Source organism: Streptomyces globosus, assembly GCF_003325375.1.
GTDB lineage: Bacteria > Actinomycetota > Actinomycetes > Streptomycetales > Streptomycetaceae > Streptomyces > Streptomyces globosus_A.
The window spans coordinates 3,068,830-3,090,582 of sequence record NZ_CP030862.1; the positions used below are offsets into that span (position 1 = coordinate 3,068,830).

Consider the following 21,753-nt stretch of genomic DNA (forward strand, 5'->3'; position numbering starts at 1 on the left):
GCTCCCCGCCCCGCGCCCTCCTGAAACCGGCCTCCGCCCGGGCCCGTTGCGGTGGCTCCTGCTCCGCACTGCCGCGCCTCCCACGCGGGCGGGGCCGGGTGGGCGCCTCGCTCGCCGCCGGGCCTGGATGCCCTCCCCGAAATATCTTGACGTCGAGATTGATGTGCGGCAGGCTACCGCGAAGTATCTCGACATCGAGATACTTTTCGCGGGGGAGCGGAGGCCTGGCATGCGGTGGTGGGGGCGCCCCGAGGGGCTGGTGGCGCAGATATGCCGACCGCCCGGCGGGCGGGACGCGCGGATCATGCTGCTTGCGCAGTTGCTCGACCGGGTCGGGACGGGTGTGTGGGCCGCCTCGTCCGTTCTCTACTTCACCTATGTCATCGGGCTCGGCGCAGGGCAGCTGGGGCTCATGGTCGGGGCAGCAGCCGTGGCCGGCATCGCCGGGTCGCCCCTCGCCGGACACCTCGCCGACCGGTTCGCCGTCCGCCCCATGCTCATCGCCTGTCACCTGGTACGGCTGGTCGCGCTGTGTGCGCTCCTCTCCACCACCCGGTACGAGGCCCTGCTCCTGCTTGTCGCACTCACCCACCTCGGCGACCGGGCGGCCAAGACGCTGGAGATGCTCTTCGCCACCCGCGTCGCCGGCGAGCGGCGCGGCACCTACCAGGCGCTGTCGCGCAGCGCCGCCAACGCCGGGTACGCCGCCGGTGCGGGCATTGCCGCCCTCGGGCTGGCCGTGGGCACCCGCGGTGCGTACGAACTGCTCATCCTCGGCAACGCCCTGTCGTTCCTCGTCGCCGCGCTGCTTGTCGGGCGTACGAGCGAACCCCTCGGGCACGGGCGTCTCGTCGCCCCGCCCGGGGAGGAAGCGCCTCCGGCCGGGGCGGCCGCGGAGCGGGGCGGCGGCAGTCCCTGGCGGGACAGGGGGTACCTCCGGTTCGTGGTGTTGGACATTCCCATGAACCTCGACGACTCCCTCCTCAACGTCGGGCTGCCGCTGTGGCTGATCCACCACACCGACGCGCCCCACGCGCTCGTACCAGCCGTCCTCGCGGTCAACACCGTCCTCACCGTGCTGCTCCAGCTGGCTGTCTCCGCCCGGGTCCACGAGCCGGAGCAGGCCGCGCGGGCCGCCGGCTGGTACGGGCTCGCCGTGCTCGGCGCCTGTGTGCTGCTCGCTCTCACGCCCGCCCGCGGTGCCTGGGCCGCCTCCGCCGCCCTGCTGGCCGCGGCGGTGCTCGTCACCGCCGCCGAGCTGGTGCGCTCGGTGTCCTCGTGGGAGCTCGCCGTCTCCCTCGCGCCCCGGGAGGCGCGCGCCTCGTACCTGGGCGTCGCGGGGATCTCCCCGTCCGTCCAGAAGGCCGTCGGCCCGCTGCTGCTGACCGGCGCGGTCATGGCCGCGGGGCCCGCCGGGTGGCTCGGACTCGGGGCTGCCGTCGCCGGCCTGTCCCTCGTACAGCGGCGTGCGGCCCTGCGGCGCCTGGCCGCCCTCCGCCACCGATCGGCCGCAGGAGGCAGGGCCGCAGCCTTCCCGGGCGGGAGCGAACCGGTCCGGGCCGGCTGAGCTCCGGCGCGGAGCCCCCGCGGCGGGCCACAATGGCGTCGGGACGCGCAGCCCGGCGCGGCGGCAGCCCGCGCGGGGCGTCCGGGCGGGTCCCCACGGTGAGCCCATGCCGTCGGCCCGGTGAATTTTCTTCCCCGGGCCGGGTATGCGGGCATCGGCAGCCCCGAGGGCAGGCAGGAGACGGAGCGCGATGGTGCGGCGGTTCTCGTTCGATGCGACCGCGACGGAGGCGGTATCCGCCGGCGCCGCAGGGGAGGGCCCATGAGCGAGGACGTCCGCAGGCTGTCCCTCGGCGCAGGCACCTCGGGGATCGTCGCCCGGTGCCGCGACTTCACCCGGCAGGCGCTCTCCGACTGGCACTGGTCGATTCCGCCCGCCGCCCCCGTGACGGCTCCTGGCGCCGCAGGGCGCCATCTGAACGGCGTACGCCCCCCGTCGGCGCCGGACGTCTGGGCGGCGGCCGTCGAAGACGTCCTGCTGATGGTGTCCGAGCTGGTCGGGAACGCCTGTCTGCACGCGGGCGGCCCCGACGACTTCGTCCTGCGGCATTCGGACGGCCTCCTGCGTGTGGAGGTCGGCGACGGGAGCCCCGAGCGCCCCCGCCGCCGGACGAATACCGATCCCGCCCTCCCGGGCGGCCACGGCCTGCTGGTCGTCGACCGCCTGGCGCGCAGCTGGGGCTGGGAGGCCTACCCCGACGGGCGGGTCGGAAAGACCGTGTGGGCCGAGGTGGCGGCCCCCGCGCCCCCGCCGTGAGGAGGAGCCGCGCTGCGGCGGGGCCGCCCGGCGGCCCGCCGCAGCGGCGGTCACGCGTCGTCTTCCAGGAGCCCGGCCCGCAGCTTGGCCAGGGTGCGGCTCAGCAGCCGAGACACATGCATCTGCGAGAGGCCCAGCCGCTCGCCGATCTCCGACTGCGTCAGCTCGTCCCCGAAGCGCAGCGAGAGCAGCGTCCGCTCGCGCGGCGGCAGCGTCTCCAGGATCGGCTTGAGCGACTCCAGGCACTCGATCCGGTCGTACGCGCCCTCGTCCGCGCCGATCACGGCCCGATGGCCGACGTGGGCGCGGCGCTCGCCCTCGTCGCGCTCCGGCACGTCGAGGGAGCGCGCCGAGTAGGCGTGCGACGCTTTCAGGCCCTCCGCGAACTCCTCCTCCGAGACGTGCAGGTGCTCGGCGATCTCCGCGTCCGTGGGCTCGCGTCCCAGTTCCTGCTCCAGCGCGTCGTGCGCCTTCGCGGTGTCGATCCGCAGCTCCTGGAGCCGGCGGGGCACCCGGACGGCCCAGCTCGTGTCGCGGAAGAACCGCTTCATCTCGCCGGTGATCGTGGGCAGGGCGAACGTCGTGAACTCCACCCCGCGTTCCGGGTCGAACCGGTTGATCGCCTTGATCAGGCCGATCGTGCCGACCTGGACGATGTCCTCCATCGGCTCGCTGCGCCCGCGGAAGCGGCGGGCGGCGTACTTGACCAGGCTCAGATTGAGCTCCACGAGCGTGTTGCGCACGTACGAGTACGCGGCACCGCCCTCGTCGAGCGCCCGCAGCCTGCGGAACAGGGTCTCCGACAGGGTACGGGCCTCGCCGGTGCTGACGCCCAGCGTGTCCTGCGGGATGCCTTCGGTGACCTCGGTGCTGTGCATGCTCGCTCCTCCGACGGGCGGTCGCGCCGCAACGGGCGATGCGGGTCGGCCGTCTCGTGAGCTGTCCCGGGGTATATACCCCGAGCGCGCCGACCCGAAGCGGAACGAACCTCCGCAAACCACCCACCGGTCAGCATGCCGTGGGAGGAGTACGATCCCGTGCGTGTACCCGGTGAACGTGTGCCACGCCGCCCGGCCCGCGACCGCCACCCGCTCGGCGGCGCGCGGCGGGAGCTGCGCACACAGCCACTGCCACTGGCGGTCGCCGGAAGCGATGAAGAAGATCGCGCAGAACAGCCCGAGCGCCGCCACCGCCGGCACCTGCACCAGCCGCCCGGCGCCGCTCAGCGCCGTGCTGAGCAGCGCCTCGCGGTGGTCGGAGAGGTACGCGCCCATCCGGTCGCGCACACCGGACAGCGCCTCGGGGTCCAGGTCCAGCGGAGGCCGCTGCAGCAGCGGCAGCAGCCGGTCCACGCCCTCGCGGAACTCGGCGACCAGGGAGGGCCACCCCGCGGCCACGGTCTCGCCCGCGAACGCGAGCACACCCAGCAGGACCACGGCACTCCCGACGAGCGCGCAGGTCACGGCCGCGGGGCGCGGCATCCACCGGTTCAGCCGGTCGGCGGCGGGCCGCAGCAGGGCGGTCCCGACCAGCCCGAGGAACACGGCCACGGCCACCTCATGGAACCGGCCCAGCACCGTGAACGCGGCATAGACCGCCGCGCCCGCCACCAGGAGCCGCCAGGCGTACTCCGACGCGGCGCGCAGCGCGGGCGACACGCGCGGCGGCACATCCTTTCCGCCGGTCCGCCGTGCGTCCGGCCGGCGCGCACCCGCCCGGACGCGCGCCCGCGTCCCGGATCGCCTCACCACCTGTGCGCACCCCCTCTGCCCGCGGCTGCCGGGCCGCCTGCCCTGCGAGGTCCCACGCGGCACGGCGCGCCGCACGCGCCCGCGGCCGGATTCGCCCGAACGAAGCCCCGACGTACCGGAACGCTGAATTCCGTATGCGGCCGTTCCTGCCATGCTTGAGACAGGTGCGCCAGGGCAGACGCACGGCGCCCGCCGAGGAGGCACCGGCCTCCCGGGCACGGACCGAAGGAGTGAGCCTGGTGCGCATCGCGTTTCTGACCGCGCCCGAAGGGGTCGAGGAGATCGAACTCACCCAGCCCTGGAAGGCGGTGCTCGAGGCCGGGTGGATCCCGCGGCTGGTCTCGACCGAGCCGGGGGACGTGCGCGCGTACCGGCACCTCGACAAGGCAGGCCGCCACACCGTCGACGACGTCGTCGGCGAGGCCGGAGGCGACGGCGGCGACGGCGGCAGCCCGGCCGACCTCGCCGCCGGCTTCGACGCCCTCGTCCTGCCCGGCGGCGTCGCCAACCCGGACGCCCTCCGCCTGCACGGGGGAGCGGTCGAGTTCGTCCGCCACTTCGTCGACGCCGGCAAGCCCGTCGCCGCGATCTGCCACGCCCCCTGGACGCTCGTGGAAGCGGGCGCCGTGAGCGGCCGCATCCTGACCTCCTGGCCGAGCCTGGCCACCGACATCCGCAATGCGGGCGGCGCCTGGGTGGACGAGGAGGTCCACGTCTGCCGGGCGGCCCCCTCCACCCTGGTCACCAGCCGCAAGCCGGGCGACCTGGACGCCTTCTGTGCCGCGCTCGTCGAGGAGTTCGGGGGACATGACAACCGTCGGGGTTGAGGAAGAGTACGTCCTGCTCGATCCGCTCACGCGCCTTCCCGTGGCGCGCGCCGAGGACGTCCGCGTCGGAGCGGGCCTCGCGCTGATGGTCGACGAGGGCGAGGTGCAGCACGAGCTGCTCCAGGCACAGGTCGAGGTCGCCACCCCCGTGTGCAGCGACCTGGAAGAGGTCGGCGGCCACCTGCTGCGGCTGCGGCACGCAGTGGGTTCGGCAGCCGAGGAGCTCGGCTGCCGGCTCGCCACCTCCGCCACCGTGCCGCTGCGCGACGGCGTGCCGCCCGCGATCACCCAGGAGACGCGCTACCTCAAGATGCGCGAGGAGGCCCGCCGCCTGGTCGACGAACAGCTGATCAACGGCATGCACGTCCACGTCGGCGTCCCCGACCGCGAGACCGGGCTCGCCGTCATCAACCGGCTCCGGGGCTGGCTGCCCACACTGCTGGCCATGTCCGCGAACTCCCCCATGTGGGACGGCCGCGACACCGGCTTCGCCAGCTGGCGCACCCTCGTCTTCGGCCGCTGGCCGGTGGCGGGACCGCCGCCCTACTTCCCCACCCTCGCCGACTACGAGCAGCGCGTCGACGCGCTGCAGGAGGCCGGCCTCATCGCCGACCGGGGACAGCTGTACTGGCACGCCCGGCTGTCCGAGCGCTACCCCACCGTGGAGGTGAGGTGCCTGGACGTGCAGCTCGACGCGGTCGACGCGGTGCTCCTCGCCGGCATCGTCCGGGCGCTGGTCACCACCGCCATCGCGGAGGAGAAGGCCGGCGCGCCGCAGCCCCGGTGCGCCCAGGAGCTGCTCCAGGCCTCCATGTGGCACGCGGCCCGGCACGGCCTCGGCGGTGCCCTCATGGACCCGGACGGGCGGCGGCACAGCGCGGGCGACGTCCTGTGCATGCTGCTGCAGCACATCACCCCGGCCCTGGAGGACGCCGGCGACCTGCGCGAGGTCAGCGGCCTGCTGCACCGGCTGCTCCAGCAGGGCACCCCGGCGGACCGCCAGCGCCGGGCCCTCACCGAAGGCGGTATGCCGGCGCTGCTGGACCTCATCACCGCCCACGGCCCCGCCGCCTGAGCGGCCGCCGGGGGCCCGGACGGCCGTACGGCCCGTACGGCCGTCCGAGCCGGGCCCGAGGTGCGGGCCACCGGCCCCGAAGCGAGGATGGGCGGGACAAGGACGGAGCGTGAACCGTGGAGATTTCTACGAGGGAGGTCTTCGGCGCCCCGTGCTGGGTGAGCCTCATGGCCCGCGACCTCCAGCAGGCGCAGGAGTTCTACGGCAGAGTGCTCGGCTGGAAGTTCCGGGCCGCCCGCCTGGGCGACGCGTTCGCCGTCGCCGAGGCGGACGGGGTGCCGGTCGCCGGGATCGGGGCGATGGGCGGCGACGTCGTCGTCGCCCCGGCCTGGACGCCCTACTTCGCCGTCGAGGACGCCGACGTGGCCACGGACCGTATCCGCGAGCGCAGCGGCACCATCGCGGTCGGACCCGTGTCCTTCGCCAACGGCGGCCGCGGCGCGCTCGCCGCCGACCGGGAGGGCGCCGTCTTCGGCATCTGGCAGGGCGGGGTCCGCGCCGACTGGCGCGTGGGCCGCGGACCCGCCCCCGCCTGGCTGGAGCTGCGCACCCGGGACGCCTTCGAGGCGGCCATGTTCTACGGCGAGGTCCTGGAATGGGCGACGGGCCGCCCCGGCTGCTGCGAGGTCGCCTACGAGGACGACCAGGTCGTCCTGCGCCAGACGGGCGAACCCGTCGCCCGCCTGAACGGCGGCATCACCGACGCGACCGCGCACATCCCGGAGTCCCGGCCCCGCTGGCACGTCTACTTCCGCGTCCGCGACCTGGACGAGGCCATCGACTCCGTCGGCGCCGCCGGCGGCACCACCCTGTCCACGATCGTCTCCGGCCCCGACGCGCGGTGGGTCACCGTCCGCGACCCGGAAGGGGCGATGCTGACCCTCACCGCCGCGCGGGCCCCGGAGGGCTGACATCCGCGCCGCGGGCGGGCGCTCCCGCCGGGGGCGGCCGTGGCCGGCCGACCTGCCCCCGGCCGCCGGCGCGGCCGTGCTCGCCCCGGCCGTCATCTCCGCCGGACTGGAGCTCCTCGGCCACGAGGAGCTCTCCCTCGCCTTCCTGGCCGTCGCCTGCGCCCTGTACCTGGTCCTCGCGTACGACTTCGCCGTCCGGCTCGTCCGCGACCGCGGCCGGTTCCGCGCCGAGGCCTACACCCCCGCCGCGCTGACGGCCGTGGCCGCCACCACCGTGCTCGGCTGCCGGCTCTCCCTCATGGGGCGGCAGGCCGCCGCGGCCGCACTCCTCGCACTGGCGGCGCTGCTGTGGCCCGGCCTGCTCATCGCCGTCGAACGGCACCTGAAGCGCCGCATGCCGGGCGGCGCCTTCCTCGTCTGCGTCGCCACGCAGGGCCTGGCCGTGCTCTCCGCGATGCTCGCGGACGCCTGGCGCCTCGACTGGCTCGCGCGGGCCGCACTGGCCGCCTTCTGCCTCGGACTGCTCCTCTACGCGCAGGCCCTCGCCCGGTTCGACCTGCGCGAGGTGCTCAAGGGAGCCGGGGACCACTGGGTCGCCGGCGGCGCGCTCGCCATCTCCGCCCTCGCGGGCTCGCGGCTGACCGCGTCCCCCGTGTGGACCGGCGCCCCCCACGCCGCCCTGCGCTGGACCACGCTCGTCCTCCTCGCGCTGTCGCTCGCCTGGTACGCGCTCCTCCTCGGCGCCGAGCTGCGCGCGTGGCGGCCGCGGTACGACATCCGGCGCTGGGCCACCGTGTTCCCGCTCGGCATGACCGCCGCCGCATGCATCTCGGCGGCCGGCGCGACCGGAGTGGCCGGACTGCGGGAACTCGGCGCGGTGCTGCTGTGGATCGCCGTCGCGGCGTGGCTGCTGACCTGCGCCGCCCTTGCCGCCGCCGGCCTCCGCCGCCGGCCGGGCGGCCCTGCCGCGGGACGCCCCCTCTCCGGACGGCCGGGATCCGGCCGGCCGACCCGGCACTGACCCAGCCCGCCGGCCTTACGGGCGGGCGCGTCCCGCCCCCGCCTGCCGGGCCGCGGGGAAGCCCGCCGCCGCGACGCACACCAGAACGGCGACCGCCGCGGCCAGCGCCGGCCCCGGCCCCCAGCGCAGCGTCGCCGCCGCCCCGGCCAGTGCCCCGCCGAACAGCACCGCAACCGACCCCAGCCGCCGCAGCGACCCGCGTCCCCACGGGTCGGCAGCCAGCCCGGCCAGGGCCCTGGTGACGACCGTGGTCGGCAGGTCGGGCACGGCCGCCCGGTGCACCACGGCGTTCTGCACGCCCATCGCCAGCCCCAGCAGCACCACGGGCACCGCCTGCGGGCCGCCCGCCGCCCACACCGCCAGGGCGGCGGCCGCCAGCAGCGCCTGCACCGACACCAGCGGCCCGAAGACCCGCCGGGCGGGCCGGCCCCGGCGGAGCGCCCCGCCGGCCACGGCCCCGCCCGCGAACCCGCCGAGCGCCAGCAGCGACGCCCCCGCCGACAACCCGTCCGCGCCGGCCAGGGCGAAGGCCAGAAAGGCCGTGTTGCCGGTCATGTTGGCGACGAACACGTGCTCCAGGCCCAGGAAGACCGCCGCGTCGACCAGCCCGCTCACGAACGTCAGCCCGAGCAGCAGCAGCGGCGGAACCGCGGCCGCCGTCGGCCGGCCGTCCCCGTCCATGCACCACCCCTTCCCGCCCGCGCGGTGCGCACGACGGATTGTCGGTGCCCGTCAGTAGGGTCCCTGCATGACCTACACGTTCCAGGTGACCATCGACAGCAACGACCCGCACGTGCTCGCCGACTGGTGGGCCGACGCCCTCGGCTGGGAGGTCGAGCCGACCGACGAGGCGTTCATCCGCCGCATGGTGGAGACCGGTCAGGCGGGCGAGGACGACACGACCACGCACCGCGGCGCCCTGGTCTGGAAGGCCGGCGCCGCGATCCGCCACCCGGAGGGCGCGGACCGGGCGCCCCGCGTGCTGTTCCAACTCGTCCCGGAGCCCAAGACCGTGAAGAACCGCGTGCACCTCGACATCCGCACCGGCTCCGACGACCCCCGGACCGTCGTCGAACGGCTCATCGCCAAGGGGGCCGTGCGCCTGCACGAGGGCCGCCAGGGCCCCTTCACCTGGACCACGCTCGCCGACCCCCAGGGCAACGAACTCTGCGTCACCGAATAGCGTGCACGGGGTCGCCGCCGCTGGCGGCGACCTCTCCACCAGCACAAATTCGGTACCGGGCGGTCCCTCCCGCACCCGAGAATGAGGCATCTCGAAACGGGAGGAACCCATGGGCCACACGCAGGCCTACCTGACCCTGCACGACCTGCTGCCGCAGCAGGACCTGGCGGCTGCCGTCGAAACCGGCCTCGTCAGCCGCAAGCGGCACCCCGAACTGCCGCTGTCCCTCTACACCTACACGCGGACGGCCCAGTACGAGCAGGCCTGGAACGACGTGACCGTGCGCTGCCGGGGACTCGTCGCCGACGACTCCACCGGAGCCGTCGTGGCCCTGCCGCTGCCCAAGTTCTTCAACGTCGGCGAGCACGAGGCGGGCAGGCCGTACGCCCCGGCCCTGCCGGACGAGCCGTTCGAGGTGTACGAGAAGGTCGACGGCAGCCTCGCGGTCGTCTTCCACTACGCAGGCGCCTGGCGGGTCGCCTCCAAGGGGTCCTTCATCAGCGAACAGGCCCGCTGGGCGCAGCGCCGCCTCGACACCCGCGACACGTCCGGGCTGGTGCCCGGGGTGACGTACCTCGCGGAGATCCTGTACCCGCAGAACCGTATCGTCGTCGACTACGGCGACCGCCGCGACCTCGTCCTCCTCGCCGCGTACGGCGCGGACGGCACCGAGGTCCCGCTCGCCGAGGCCGCCGGCCACTGGGAGGGCGTCGGATCCGTGGTCCGCCTGTGGCCCGCCATGCCGCTCGGCGAACTGGTGGCGCTCACCGGCGCGAGCCGGATGCCCGGTGGCGACACCGCCGCCGGCACCGAGGCGGAGGGCTTCGTCCTGCGGTTCGCGTCGGGGGTGCGCGCCAAGGCCAAGCTGTCCGAGTACGTACGCCTGCACAAGGTCCTGACCGGGGTCACCGAGCGGGACATCTGGCGTGCCCACGGCGTCCAGCGGTTCGCCGGCCTGCCCGCCAAGCAGCTCGCGCAGACACTGGGGTGCACGGCGGCGGACTTCGAGGCGCATGGCGGCAAGCCGCTCGACGCGCTGCTGGAGCATGTGCCGGACGAGTTCGACGCATGGGTGCGGGGCGTCATCGACCGCCTCGAAGAGGAGGCCGCGCGCCGCGAACGGGCCGTCGACGAGGCATTCCGCGGGCTGGCCCACCTCGCCGCCGACCGGGGCGCGTTCGCGCGCGCCGCGAAGGCTCTGCCGGACGGCGGGATCCGCGCGGCCCTGTTCCTGCGTCTGGACGACCGTCCGACCGGACTCCTCACATGGCGGCAGATCCGGCCGCAGGCGTCCGACCCGTTCAAGCACGACGAGGAGAACTGACCAGTGTCCGCACGACCCGACGAGCCCGCCCGCCCCGTGGTCCACGTCATGACGGGGCTTCCCGCCTCGGGGAAGACGACGGCGGCCCGCGCCCTCCAGGCCGAGGCCGCAGGGCGGATGCGCCGCGTCAACCTCGACGACCTGCGTGCCATGCTCGACCTGCCCGACCCGGAGCGGGGGCGCTCGTACCGGCACGAGCAGACCGTGCTGGCCGTCCAGGACGCGGCGGTGCGCGCCGCCGTCGACGACGGCTTCGACGTCGTCGTCGACAACACCCACCTGACGTCGCGGATACCGAAGCGGCTCAAGGCGGCGGTCGCAGGCCGCGCCGAGTTCGCGGTGCACGACTTCACGCACGTGCCCGTGGAGGAGTGCCTGCGCCGTGACGCGGGCCGGGAGCGGCCCGTCGGCGAGGAGGTCATCCGCGGCCTCGCGCTGAAGCTGGCCGGCGCCCGCAAGGGCGGCTGGCGGCTGACCGCGGAGTGGCTGAACGACGAGCCGGCCGTCACGCCGTACACGGCCGACCCGGCGCTGCCGCCTGCCGTGATGTGCGACATCGACGGCACGCTCGCCCTCACCGGCGACCGCAGCCCGTACGACTTCACGCGCTGCGAGGTGGACCTGCTCAACGAGCCGGTGCGCTACGCGCTGGAGGCGTTCCGGCGCGGTGAGGGCGACACGATCGTGCTGCTGTCCGGCCGCGGGGAGGAGCACCGCCCGCAGACGGAGGCGTGGCTCGCGCGGCACGGGGTGCCGTACGACGAGCTGTGGATGCGGCCGCCCGGTGACACGCGGCGCGACGACGTGGTGAAGGCCGAGCTGTTCGACGCCCACGTCCGCCACCGGTACGCGGTGCGCGTGTCGCTGGACGACCGCGACCGCGTCGTGGCGCTGTGGCGGCGCATGGGCCTGCCGACCTGGCAGGTCAACTACGGCGACTTCTAGGCCGTCCCCGGCCGCCGGCCGCGGGGGCGGTGCACGAGCCCATACTGGGACCGTGAGCGTGCTGATCGTGGACGGGGCCAATGCCGTCGGATCCGTGCCGGACGGCTGGTGGCGCGACAGGAGGGGCGCGGCCGAGCGGCTGCGCGACCTCCTGGCACGCCGCGCGCCCTCCGCGGACGAGGAGGTCATCCTCGTCGTGGAGGGCGCGGCCAAGGGCGTCGAGTCGGTGCCCGGGGTACGGGTGGACGCGGCGCCCGGGAGCGGCGACGACCGGATCGTGGAGCTGGCCGCCGCGTACGAGGGGCGCGACTGCGTCGTCGTCACGTCGGACCGGGAGCTGCGCGCCCGGGTCCGGGCGTACGGGGCGCAGTGCGTGGGGCCGCGTGCCGTACGCCCGGGGAGCTGAGCGGGCGGTCAGTTGCCGCAGTAGTCCACGTGGTCGAGGTTCTTGACGTAGCGGGCGGCAACCCAGGCCCTCTTGTGGTCGCCCGTCGCCTTGGCGGCCTTGCCGTCGTCGGCGGGCCGGCCGGAGCGCTTGTCCGCCTCCTCGTCGTCGGCGTCCTCGTCCTCGTCGGCGTCCTCGTCCGTGTCCTCGTCGGCGTCCTCGTCCGAGTCCTCGTTGTCCTGGTCCTCGCGGTCCTGCTCGTCCTCGTCCTCGTCACGGTCGTCGGAGTCGTCGCGGTCCCTGTCCTCGCGGCCCTTGCCGTGCTCGTCGTCGTCCTCGAGGTGCAGGCGGTACCAGAGGTCGTTGCCGTCGACCTTCTCGCCGCGGGCCTTGCACCGGATCGCGACCTTGTGGTCGGCCTTGACGTGGCCGACGACGTCCGAGTGCGTGGAGGGCTTGCTGCGGACCTTCAGGGAGCCGCGGGCAACGACCTTGCCGACGGCGTAGTGCTTGCCGTGCTCCTTGCCGGACTTGTCGCTCTTCGGCTCCAGGAGGACGACCTGGCGGGCCGGCTCGTCGGCGGCGACGGCGGCGCCCGCGCCGGAGAAGCCGAGCACCAGGCTTCCGGCGGCGAGGGCGAGGACGGCCCTGGTGGGCTTCTGCATGTGCGGGCTCCTCATGCGAAGACGTCCACCCGGTCGCGAACGCGTCGCCGGCCGGGGGCGGCGACCGGACGGTCGCCAGGGACGACTATGGCGACGGCGGATCGCACCGCCCCGGTGGCTCACCGGCGTTTAGCCCGAAATGCCCAATGAGGAAGGAATGCTCCCACGAGAGAGCCGCCGGGGATGCGGGGGAGGGGCGTGCCGTCCACAGTGGGGGCATGGGCATCAACGACTACACCGGCGGCCCCGGCGCCGACCAGACCGGCGTGCTCGTCGTCACGACGAACGACGTCCCCGGCTACCGCGTCGAGCGCGTGATCGGCGAGGTGTTCGGCCTCACCGTCCGCTCCCGCCACCTCGGCAGCCAGATCGGAGCCGGCCTGAAGTCCATGATCGGTGGCGAGCTGAAGGGCCTGACGAAGACCCTCGTCGAGACCCGCAACCAGGCCATGGAGCGCCTCATCGAGGGAGCCAAGGCCCGCGGCGGGAACGCCGTGCTGATGATGCGCTTCGACGTCACCGAGGCCGCAGACGTCGGCACCGAGGTCTGTGCGTACGGCACGGCCGTGGTGCTCGTGCCCGCCGGCACGTAGCCCGCCTGCTGGCCGCCCGCCGCCGGACCCGCCCCGCGGGCGGCCCGGCGGCGAACCTATGCTCGGGGCATGTACCGCCAGTCCGTGCCCGACGTATCCGTGATCATCGCCGTGTACAACGCGATGCCGTACCTGAGCGAATGCCTCGAATCCGTCATGGGCCAGACGATCGGAGCCGAACGCCTGGAGGTCATCGCCGTCGACGACGGCTCCACGGACGGCAGCGGCGCCGAACTCGACCGCTACGCCGCCCGGTACCCGCAGTTCCGGGCCGTGCACCAGCCGAACTCCGGCGGCCCCGGCGGCCCCCGCAACCGGGCCCTCGACCTCGCCCGCGGCCGGTACGTCTTCTTCGCCGATGCCGACGACTACCTCGGCCCGGAAGCCCTGCAGCGCCTCGTCGGCATGGCCGAGGCCCAGGGCAGCGACGTCGTCCTCGCCAGGCAGGTGGGCCTGGGCCGGACCGTCTCCGACAAGGCCCACCGGCACGCCGCCGAGGCGGACCTGTACACCTCCGAGGTCTACCGCTCCCTGCACTCGGCCAAGCTGATGCGCCGCCGGGTCATCGAGAACGAGCGCCTGCGCTACCCCGAGGACCTCTGGTACGGCGAGGACCAGATCTTCGTCACCTCCGTCTTCCTGGCCGCCGCCCGCATATCCGTCGTCGGCGACTACGACTGCTACTACCTGCGCCGCCGCGACGACGGGCAGAACCTGACCTCCCGGACGCGCACCGCCCACGAGACCGTCGCGCACATCGAGCGCGTCATGGCGCTCGTCGCCGACCGGGTCACCGACCCGGTCGGGCGCCGGCGCATGCTCGGCCGGCACTTCCGCAGCCTGCTGCGCACCGCCCTGCGGCCGGCCTCCGCCGCCCGCGGCGACGACCCGGCGTACACGCAGGAGGTCTACGTACGGGCGCGGGCGCTCGTCGAGGCGTACTGGACCCCGGACATGGGGGGCGAACTCCCGCGGATCGACTGGATCCGGTTGTACGCGTTCGTGTGCAGCCCGCTGCCCGTCTTCGAGCAGCTCATGGACTGGGACCCGGCCGAGGAGCCGTCGCCCGGCCACCTCGTCGAGAACGGCCGGGTGTACCGCTGCCTCCCGCTCTTCCGCGACCCGGCGGCCGGGCTGCCCGACGTGCTCTACGACGTCACCGACCAGGTGAAGGCGCAGCACGAGCTGTCCTCGCTGGCCTGGCAGGGGCGCCGCCTGCGGATCGCCGGCCACGCCGGCATTCCCTCCCTCGGTGCGGTCGGCGCGGCCGGCGCGGAGACCGAGCTCGTCCTGCGGGAGCGGGAGACCGGTCGGGAGTTCACCGTACCCGCCGAGCCCCGGCCGGTGTCCGAGGCCGCGGAGGAGGCGCCGCAGCCCGACGGCGCCGGGTTCCTCGCCGAGGTGGACCTGGCCCGCATCGCCGACGGCGAGCCGATCCCGCCGGGCACCTGGGACTGCTTCCTGAACGTCCGCGCCGCCGGGGTCACCCGCACCGTCCGGCTCGGCCGCCGGCACGCCCCGGACCTGGACCGGACGGCCCGCCGGGCCAAGGTCCTGGCCCGGGACCCGGGAGGGGCGACCGAACTCGCGGCCGCGCCCTTCTACACGGCGTACGGAAACCTGAGCTTCGAGGTGGTCCGCCGGATTCCGCTGCCCACGGGATGAGGCGGTGCGGGGCGGACGCAGCTCCTGCTGTCCGCCTGTCCGCCTGTCCGCCTGTCCGTCCGTCCGCCCGCCGGGCCCGTGCTGCTTCCGAAAACTTTTCCGGGTGATGCGGCAACCTCCGGCGGGGTCGCGCGTCGTGCGGGGGTGAAGGGGCGCCTTCCCGCGCCCTCGACGACCGACCGTGGAGAACCACCGTGAGCCATGCCAAGCGCCTTCCCGCGCCCGTCCGCCGGGCGGCTGCCGCCGCCGTCGCCGCTGCCGCGGCCGCCGGTGCGGCCCTCGCCCTCGCCGGGCCGGCCTCCGCCGAACCCGCGGCGTCCGCGACGCCGTCGCCCGTGCCCAGTACGGCAACCCCCGCGCCGGAGGGCGCCACCCCGAGCCCGGCACCCAGCGCCACCCCGAGCCGGCCGTCCACCCCGGGCCCCCGGCCCAGCGCCTCGGTCAGCCACCCGCCGACCGCCGAGCCCAGCGCCGTGCCCAGTGCGCCCGCCGGGGGCGAGAGGGCCGGCGGCGGGCCCGCCGCGGCGCCGGCCGGCAGCCAGCTCGCCGAGACCGGCTCCTCGACGGCCACGGCCGCCGTCGGAGCGGGCGCGGCCGTCCTGCTCGCCGCCGGGGGCGGCACCCTCTACGCCGTGCGGCGCCGGGCCGGCGGCTGAGGACGCCCGTGCTCCACCTCGCACCGCCCGCACCGCTCACACGCCCCGCCATGCCCGGCTTCCGCCGGGCATGGCGGGGCCTGCGGGCACTGCTGCTCCGCGAACCGTCCCCGCCGCACGTCTCTGCCGGGCTCGGCACAGCCCCGTACGGGCCCGTTCAGGGCCGGGGGTACGGGCCCGCCGGCCCGGAAGGGCAGCCGGGGCCGGGGCCGGGCGACACCGAGCCCCGGCCCACGGTGTCCGCGCTCTACCACGCGCACCGGCTGGGCATGGTCCGCCTGGCCGTCCTGCTCGTCGACGACCTGGCCACCGCCGAGGACGTCGTCCAGGACGCCTTCACCGCCCTGTACCGCCGCCACGGCGAGGACATCGCCGAGGTCGACAACCCCCTGGGCTACCTGCGCACCGCCGTCGTCAACACCTCCCGGTCCGTGCTGCGCCGCCGGCGCACCGCCCGTGCGTGGACGCCGCCGGTCCCGGCGGACGTACCGTCCGCGGAGGAGCACGTCGTCCTCGACGAGGCCCACCGGGAGGTCCTCGCCGCGCTCGCCCGGCTCACCCCCCGGCGCAGGCAGGTCCTCGTCCTGCGCTACTGGGCGGAGCTGAGCGAAGCGGAGATCGCCGCGACCCTCGGCATCAGCCGGGGCGCCGTGAAGTCGAACGCGAGCCGCGCCCTGGACGCGCTGGAACGGATCCTGGAGGGTCGGACATGACGTACGGCGAACGCCCCGTCGAGCATCCGGTCGAGCGCCCGGTCGAGCGCAGACTGCGCCGGGCGCTCGGGGCCCGGGCGGCATCGGTCACCGTACGGGAGCTGCGCTCGGCCGACCCGCCGGGCCCGCATGCGGGCCGCGGGGCCGGCGCGTGGACGCGGCTGTCGCAGCACCGGCGGCGGTTCGCCCTGCCGGCGGCGGCCGGGCTGGCTGCGGCCGCCGCCGCGGCGGCCTACCTGCTGTCCGGGCAGGGCCCGGGGCCGGTGCGGCCGGAGCCGCCCGCGTTCACGACGCCCGGGCCGGTGCCCTCCGCGCCCGGTCCGGACGCCTCGTCGGCGGTGCCGTCACCGGAGCCCTCCTCGCCCGGCGCGACCCGGGCCACACCGGCCCCGGGCCCCTCGCCGACGCCGCAGGGACAGCGGCCGCCCGCCTCGCCCTCGGCGTCCGCTTCGCGGCCCGCTCCGCCGGCGTCCTCCCCTGCTCCGCAGCAGGGGAGTGCGCAGGCGTCCCCGTCGGCGGTGCCGGGCCGCAGCGGCGGGTGAGGCTCCGGAAGCCGCGCGGCCGAAGCCGGCCGTCCTGCTCCCGGGCGCGGGGCCGTGCGCCGGCTACGGGGCGGCCGGGTCCGGGGAGGCGGCTCCGGCGCAGGCCAGGTGGCCCCAACGGGCGCCGACCTTCGCGATCGTCTCCCCGGAGGCGTACGGCTTGCCGCACGGGCAGCTGCCGGGGAACTTCGCCTTGACCGAGGCGCGCCCCCCGCGCCCGGTGGCCTTGCCGCCGGGGGAGGACGCCCGCTTGGCCGGGGCCGCGGAGGGGCGCCGGGCGGGGGTGCTGCGCGAGGGGTCGGGGACGGGGATCCCGGCGGTGCCGAGCGCGGTCCCGGCGGCCTCCTGCGTGGTGGCGGCGTCGCTGGCGGCCTGGTCGGCGATGGCGTTCAGGCGGTCGCCGTCGGTGCGGTGCGCGGGCACGTAGCGGAATTCCACGTCCCGCTCGGTGAGGAGTGCGTCGATCCGCTCGACAAGCTCGCGGTTGGCGACCGGCTTGCCGGCGGCGGTCTTCCAGCCGTTGCGCTTCCACCCGGGCAGCCACTGGGTCACGGCCTTCATGGCGTACTGGGAGTCCATCCGCACCTCGACGGCCGTTCCCGGTTCGAGGGCCTCCAACAGCCGTGCAAGGGCGGTGAGTTCGCCCACGTTGTTGGTGGCCCGGCCGAGCGGGCCGGCCTCCCAGCGCTCCGGGCTGCCCGCCGCGTCGGCGATGACCCACGCCCAGCCGGCCGGTCCCGGGTTGCCCTTCGCCGCTCCGTCGCAGGCGGCAATGATCCGATCAGACATCCCTCGATCATGCCGTACGGCGGGCACTGCCCGCGCCGGGCGGTGGTGGGTGCGCGCTCAGGCCCGGGTCGGCGCCGCCCCGGGCCGTATGTTCTCCACCGCGTCGACGAGGGGGGCGAGCTCCGGGTTGCGGGCTGCCTCGTCGAGCGCCTCCCGCAGCGCGGCGTCGTTGGTCGGTCGGGCGGCTGCGAGCAGTTCCAGGCCCGTCCGGCTCACATCGGTGTAGATGCCGCGCCGGTCGGTGTCGCAGATGTAGCGGCTGAGCAGGCCGCGGTCCTCCAGGCGGCTGACCAGCCGGGTCGTGGCGCTCTGGCTCAGGACCACCGAGTCGGCGACCTGGTTCATGCGCAGGTGCCCGCCGGGGCCGTCGTGCTGCCGGCTGAGGACGTCGAGGAGGGAGTACTCGCGGACGCTCAGGCCGTGGTGCGCCTGCAGCGCGCGCTCGATGTGCGCCTCTATGCGGCTGTGCAGCAGGGACAGGGCGCACCAGCCCTGGGAGAGGGCGGTGACCGCGCCGTCGGTGGCCGTCATGGGGCTCCTCCTTCCGGGCCGGGTGCCCGCACGCCTCCAGGATAGGGCACCGATGCAATATCCCGCGCTTGCAAATATCCCGCGTCTGCAATTAATGTGGACGCAAGTAAGCGGCGGCTGCAAGGGTCGCGGCGGTACCTCTGTCTCCTCCCTGAAGGGCACCCCCTCATGCCTCTCGCACTCCTGGCCCTCGCCATCGGGGCCTTCGGGATCGGCACCACCGAATTCGTGATCATGGGACTGCTGCCCGAAGTCGCGGCGGACTACGGCGTCTCGATCCCGACCGCCGGGTTCCTCGTCACCGGATACGCGCTCGGCGTCGTCCTCGGCGCCCCCGTCATGACGGTCCTGGGCACCCGCATACCGCGCAAGCGGATGCTGATGCTGCTCATGGGGCTGTTCATCGCCGGGAACCTGCTGTCCGCCCTCGCCCCGAGCTTCGGCGCCATGCTCACCGGACGCGTCGTCGCCTCCCTGGCACACGGAGCCTTCTTCGGCATCGGCGCGGTCGTGGCCGCCGAGCTCGTCGCCCCCGAGAAGAAAGCCGGGGCCATCGCGATGATGTTCACCGGCCTGACCGTCGCCAACGTCGTGGGCGTCCCCCTGGGCACCCTCGTCGGACAGACCCTCGGCTGGCGCACCACGTTCCTGGCCGTCGCCGCCCTCGGCGTCGCCGGCCTCCTCGGCATAGCCCGGCTGGTCCCCGAGCTGCCCCGGGCCGAAGGCGTCCGCGTCCGGCACGAGCTGGCCGCCTTCAAGAACGTGCAGGTGCTGCTCGCGATGGCGATGACCGTCCTGGGATTCGGCGGCGTCTTCGCGGCGATCACCTACATCACGCCCATGATGACCGAGACGGCCGGCTTCGCCGACTCCTCCGTCACCTGGATCCTCGTCCTGTTCGGCCTCGGCATGGTCGCCGGCAACCTCGTGGGCGGCCGGTTCGCCGACCGGGCGCTGATGCCCATGCTGTACGGATCTCTCGCCGCGCTCGCCCTCGTCCTGGCCCTGTTCACGGTCACCGCCCACCACAAGGCGGCCGCCGCCGCCACCGTCGTCCTCATCGGCGCCCTCGGCTTCGCCACCGTGCCGCCGCTCCAGAAGCGGGTCCTGGACCAGGCCGCCGGCGCCCCCACCCTGGCCTCCGCCGTCAACATCGGCGCCTTCAACCTCGGCAACGCCCTGGCCGCCTGGCTCGGCGGGCTCGTCATAGCCGCCGGCCTCGGCTGGACCGCCCCGAACTGGGTCGGCGCCACGCTCGCAGCGTCCGCCCTGGTGCTCGCCGTCGTCTCGGGCCTCCTGGAGCGCCGCGCCGCCCCCCGCCCGGGACGCGTCACCGCCGCCTCCCTCCCCCCGGCCACCGCGAACACCGCCCAAGTGCCCGCCGCTGCCGGCCGCTGATCCCGCGGCCGCGTACGGCCCCGCCACCCGAACCGCCGCCGCGGGCCGGGCCGGCTCCTCCACCGGGACCACCGCCCACGACCAGGAGACCCCGCATGTCCGCGACCACCGCCCTCGGCCGGCCGCTGCAGGTCACGGCGGGCGCGCTGCCCGTCCACCCCGGCGGCCGCCTCGTCGGCGCCGTCGGCGTCGGAGGGGCCGACCCCGAGGGGGACCGCGGCTTCGCCGCCCCGGCTGCTGCCGCGCCCGGCCGCCTGACGGCGCAGCCGCTCCCGGGCCCCGCCCCCGATTCGCGCACCCGTATCCCCCGTGCCACGTTGGTACGGGGACAGCGGGAAACACCATGCGGCAGTACGACCACGCCAGGAGACGCCACAGCACCGCGACGGCCACGGCCGCCGCGCTCCTCGCCCTTGTCCTCCCCGGCTGCACGGCCGCCCCCGACAACACCCGAGCCCCCGCCCCCACCCCCGCCGGGACGGCCAGTGCCCCCGGTACGGCAGCCGCGCCTGCGGCCTCGGAGCCGTCGGCGGCGGCCGCCCCCGCCCCCACGCCGTCGTACGAGCTGTCCTCCGCCCCGCGGACCGTGCCGGCCGTCCGCGAGCACGCCCCCGCGCGCGGGCCCGGCTGGCGGCCCGCCGCCGACGCGCGGGTCGTCGTACCGGCGGCCGACAGCGCAGCCCTCGCGGACGAGGGCAGGCTGCTCGCCGGCGAACTGCGCATGCAGTTCACCGACAGCTCCGCGGCGCGCAGCGGCGACGTCGAACTGGCGCTGGGAGCGCAGGGCTCCGGGGCGCCCGAGTCGTACACCATGACCGTCCGGGACGGGCGGGTCCGGATCACCGGGCCCGACGAGGCCGGCGTCTTCTACGGCACCCGGACCCTGAAACAGGAGGTGGCCCGGGCCGGTTCGGCGCCCGAGGGCACGGTCCGCGACGGCCCGGCCCATGCGCAGCGCGGCTTGAACCTCGACATCGCCCGCAAGAACTTCACCGCCGCTTGGATCGAGGACCGGCTGCGGCAGATGGCCGACCTCAAGCTCAACCAGCTCGGCCTGCACTTCTCCGACGACCAGGCCTTCCGGATCGAGTCGGACACCCACCCGGAGATCGTCTCCACGCCGCACCTCACCAAGGCGGAAGTGCGGCGCATCACGGCACTTGCCGCCCGGCTGCACATCGCCGTCGTCCCCGAGATCGACTCGCCGGGGCACCTGGGGGCCGTGCTGCGCGCCCACCCGGACCTCCAGCTGCGCGACGCGCAGGGCAAGGCGGTCAAAGGGGCGGTCGACATAGCGAACCCGGCCGCGGCCCGGCTCGTCGACGAGCTGCTGCGCGAGTACCTGCCGCTGTTCCCCGGCACCTTCTGGCACCTGGGCGCCGACGAGTACCAGGCGCTCGTCTACCGCGACCCGCAGGCGTCCTTCCCGCAGCTGGCCCGCGCCGCCCGGGAGCGGTTCGGGCCGTCCGCGAAGGTCCAGGACCTGGCGACGGGCTGGCTCAACGACCGGGCGGCCGTCGTCCGCCCCGCGGGCCGGGTGCCGAAGGCCTGGAACGACGGGTTCTTCGCCGGGGGCGTCGTGCAGCCCGCCGCCGACATCCAGGCCGAGTACTGGACGGGCCGCGAAATCGGGGCGCGCCCGCCGCTGCCCTACCTGGAGGAGGGCCGCAAGGTCGTCAACCTCAACGACGAGTACCTGTACTACGTCCTCGGCGAGCCGAACGACTTCGCGTATCCGACGGGGCAGCGCATCTACGAGGAGTGGACGCCGCTGGTGCTGCGCGGCAGCACCCCCGTACCGGCCCGGTACGCGCCGCAGATCCTGGGCGCGCGCTTCGCCATCTGGTGCGACCTCGCCGGTGCGCAGACCCAGGAGCAGGTGGCCGCCGGGATCCGGCTCCCGCTGGCGGCGCTCGCGCAGAAGGTGTGGGACGAGCGTCCGCCGCAGCAGGACTGGGCCGCGTTCAAGACCCTCGTGGACCGGCTCTGAGAAGTTCCGGAGGTCAGCCGGTGCGGCTGCCGGCCCGCTCGCGGCGCTGCCAGCGGTAGCGGGCCATCTGAGCGAGCAGCGGCAGCGCCGTCACGACGGTCAGGGTCCAGGCTCCGGCGAAGGCCCAGATCAGCGGCGGCGACACCGTCACCGCGGCCGCGATCAGCAGGGCCAGCGTCACGACTCCGAGTGCCCCCGCGGCCATGGCCTGGTGGCGCGGCCGCGCGAACCGCATGATCCGGTCCAGCGACCGGTCGCGCTTGAGGTGCGCCTCGATCGAGGAGAGTGCGCGCCGCTCGCGGTCGGAGAGTCCTGATTCGTCCATCGCGTACCTCCGGGGACTGCCGCCGCCGTGTGCGGATCGCAGCCGCTGGCCTGCGGCTACCCGCCCGTGCCCGGGTCAATCCCCGCGGCGGGGGCCGCCCGCCGGGGCGGGCGGGCGGCCGTGCCGCGGGGACCGGCCCGC

Annotated in this window: 23 protein-coding genes and 1 pseudogene; 17 read left to right on the forward strand and 7 right to left on the reverse strand. The window is 75.2% G+C overall.

The genetic code is table 11. From position 1 onward, the window contains the following. Positions 1-229 precede the first annotated feature (229 nt). Positions 230-1,567, forward strand: coding sequence for an MFS transporter (locus C0216_RS13275; RefSeq protein ID WP_246042520.1), 1,338 nt, complete (start codon positions 230-232; stop codon positions 1,565-1,567). A gap of 261 nt (positions 1,568-1,828) precedes the next feature. Then, positions 1,829-2,323 carry an ATP-binding protein gene (locus C0216_RS13280; protein WP_114055477.1) on the forward strand — a complete coding sequence of 165 codons (495 nt, stop codon included), beginning with the start codon at positions 1,829-1,831 and terminating at the stop codon, positions 2,321-2,323. Between the two features lie 50 nt (positions 2,324-2,373). Here C0216_RS13280 and C0216_RS34355 read toward each other — a convergent pair whose 3' ends face one another. Beyond that, complete coding sequence (locus C0216_RS34355) at positions 2,374-3,201, reverse strand: SigB/SigF/SigG family RNA polymerase sigma factor (RefSeq protein WP_174250513.1); 828 nt, start codon at positions 3,199-3,201, stop codon at positions 2,374-2,376. Between the two features lie 159 nt (positions 3,202-3,360). Then, positions 3,361-4,227, reverse strand: a pseudogene (locus C0216_RS34360) (AI-2E family transporter); the annotation flags it as partial. A gap of 86 nt (positions 4,228-4,313) precedes the next feature. On the opposite strand from C0216_RS34360, the gene C0216_RS13290 reads away from it, so the two are divergent. From C0216_RS13290 to C0216_RS13310, 4 genes are all read left to right on the forward strand, one after another. Next, the gene (locus C0216_RS13290; protein WP_114058646.1) at positions 4,314-4,901 is read left to right on the forward strand and encodes a type 1 glutamine amidotransferase domain-containing protein; all 588 of its coding nucleotides are present in this window, start codon (positions 4,314-4,316) and stop codon (positions 4,899-4,901) included. Then, complete coding sequence (locus C0216_RS13295; protein WP_114055479.1) at positions 4,882-5,976, forward strand: carboxylate-amine ligase; 1,095 nt, start codon at positions 4,882-4,884, stop codon at positions 5,974-5,976. The genes C0216_RS13290 and C0216_RS13295 overlap by 20 nt, the downstream gene beginning before the upstream one ends. 167 nt (positions 5,977-6,143) lie before the next feature. After that, entirely contained in the window at positions 6,144-6,887 is a 744-nt protein-coding gene (locus tag C0216_RS13305) for a VOC family protein (protein WP_114055481.1), read from the forward strand. 76 nt (positions 6,888-6,963) lie between these two features. After that, complete coding sequence (locus C0216_RS13310; protein ID WP_246042521.1) at positions 6,964-7,908, forward strand: tellurite resistance/C4-dicarboxylate transporter family protein; 945 nt, start codon at positions 6,964-6,966, stop codon at positions 7,906-7,908. Between the two features lie 15 nt (positions 7,909-7,923). Here the strand turns inward: C0216_RS13310 and C0216_RS13315 are convergent, their stop codons facing one another. Further along, positions 7,924-8,589 (reverse strand): YoaK family protein, encoded by a 666-nt coding sequence (locus tag C0216_RS13315; protein ID WP_114055483.1) that lies wholly within the window; start codon positions 8,587-8,589, stop codon positions 7,924-7,926. A 67-nt stretch (positions 8,590-8,656) separates the two neighbouring features. Here C0216_RS13315 and C0216_RS13320 point away from each other — a divergent pair, with 67 nt between their 5' ends. The 4 genes from C0216_RS13320 to C0216_RS13335 all read left to right on the forward strand — a co-directional run bounded on the left by C0216_RS13320 (position 8,657) and on the right by C0216_RS13335 (position 11,766). Further along, complete coding sequence (locus C0216_RS13320) at positions 8,657-9,091, forward strand: VOC family protein (protein WP_114055484.1); 435 nt, start codon at positions 8,657-8,659, stop codon at positions 9,089-9,091. A 109-nt stretch (positions 9,092-9,200) separates the two neighbouring features. Then, entirely contained in the window at positions 9,201-10,415 is a 1,215-nt protein-coding gene (locus C0216_RS13325) for an RNA ligase (RefSeq protein ID WP_114055485.1), read from the forward strand. Between the two features lie 3 nt (positions 10,416-10,418). Next, positions 10,419-11,360 carry an AAA family ATPase gene (locus C0216_RS13330; protein WP_246042522.1) on the forward strand — a complete coding sequence of 314 codons (942 nt, stop codon included), beginning with the start codon at positions 10,419-10,421 and terminating at the stop codon, positions 11,358-11,360. 52 nt (positions 11,361-11,412) lie between these two features. After that, a complete protein-coding gene (locus C0216_RS13335; protein ID WP_114055486.1) occupies positions 11,413-11,766 on the forward strand; it encodes an NYN domain-containing protein in 354 nt (117 codons plus the stop codon). Between the two features lie 8 nt (positions 11,767-11,774). On the opposite strand, the gene C0216_RS13340 is transcribed toward C0216_RS13335, so the two are convergent. Further along, positions 11,775-12,410 (reverse strand): SH3 domain-containing protein, encoded by a 636-nt coding sequence (locus C0216_RS13340; protein ID WP_114055487.1) that lies wholly within the window; start codon positions 12,408-12,410, stop codon positions 11,775-11,777. Between the two features lie 218 nt (positions 12,411-12,628). Between C0216_RS13340 and C0216_RS13345 the strand changes: the two genes are divergently transcribed. From C0216_RS13345 to C0216_RS13365, 5 genes are all read left to right on the forward strand, one after another. Continuing rightward, positions 12,629-13,003 (forward strand): YbjQ family protein, encoded by a 375-nt coding sequence (locus tag C0216_RS13345; RefSeq protein ID WP_114055488.1) that lies wholly within the window; start codon positions 12,629-12,631, stop codon positions 13,001-13,003. Between the two features lie 69 nt (positions 13,004-13,072). Next, positions 13,073-14,668, forward strand: a complete 1,596-nt coding sequence (locus tag C0216_RS13350) for a glycosyltransferase family 2 protein (protein WP_114055489.1) — start codon at positions 13,073-13,075, stop codon at positions 14,666-14,668. 194 nt (positions 14,669-14,862) lie between these two features. Beyond that, complete coding sequence (locus C0216_RS13355) at positions 14,863-15,324, forward strand: LAETG motif-containing sortase-dependent surface protein (RefSeq protein WP_114055490.1); 462 nt, start codon at positions 14,863-14,865, stop codon at positions 15,322-15,324. 50 nt (positions 15,325-15,374) lie between these two features. Further along, positions 15,375-16,037 (forward strand): RNA polymerase sigma factor, encoded by a 663-nt coding sequence (locus C0216_RS13360; protein WP_114058648.1) that lies wholly within the window; start codon positions 15,375-15,377, stop codon positions 16,035-16,037. After that, a complete protein-coding gene (locus C0216_RS13365; RefSeq protein WP_114055491.1) occupies positions 16,034-16,579 on the forward strand; it encodes a hypothetical protein in 546 nt (181 codons plus the stop codon). The genes C0216_RS13360 and C0216_RS13365 overlap by 4 nt, the downstream gene beginning before the upstream one ends. Before the next feature lie 63 nt (positions 16,580-16,642). Here C0216_RS13365 and C0216_RS13370 read toward each other — a convergent pair whose 3' ends face one another. Next, complete coding sequence (locus C0216_RS13370; RefSeq protein WP_114055492.1) at positions 16,643-17,368, reverse strand: ribonuclease H family protein; 726 nt, start codon at positions 17,366-17,368, stop codon at positions 16,643-16,645. Positions 17,369-17,425: 57 nt separating this feature from the next. Continuing rightward, the gene (locus tag C0216_RS13375) at positions 17,426-17,899 is read right to left on the reverse strand and encodes a MarR family winged helix-turn-helix transcriptional regulator (RefSeq protein ID WP_114055493.1); all 474 of its coding nucleotides are present in this window, start codon (positions 17,897-17,899) and stop codon (positions 17,426-17,428) included. A gap of 168 nt (positions 17,900-18,067) precedes the next feature. Between C0216_RS13375 and C0216_RS13380 the strand changes: the two genes are divergently transcribed. Beyond that, positions 18,068-19,297, forward strand: a complete 1,230-nt coding sequence (locus C0216_RS13380) for an MFS transporter (protein WP_114055494.1) — start codon at positions 18,068-18,070, stop codon at positions 19,295-19,297. 343 nt (positions 19,298-19,640) lie between these two features. After that, a complete protein-coding gene (locus tag C0216_RS13385; protein WP_114055495.1) occupies positions 19,641-21,287 on the forward strand; it encodes a beta-N-acetylhexosaminidase in 1,647 nt (548 codons plus the stop codon). A 13-nt stretch (positions 21,288-21,300) separates the two neighbouring features. On the opposite strand, the gene C0216_RS13390 is transcribed toward C0216_RS13385, so the two are convergent. Beyond that, positions 21,301-21,612, reverse strand: a complete 312-nt coding sequence (locus tag C0216_RS13390) for a DUF3040 domain-containing protein (RefSeq protein WP_114055496.1) — start codon at positions 21,610-21,612, stop codon at positions 21,301-21,303. Positions 21,613-21,753 lie beyond the last annotated feature (141 nt).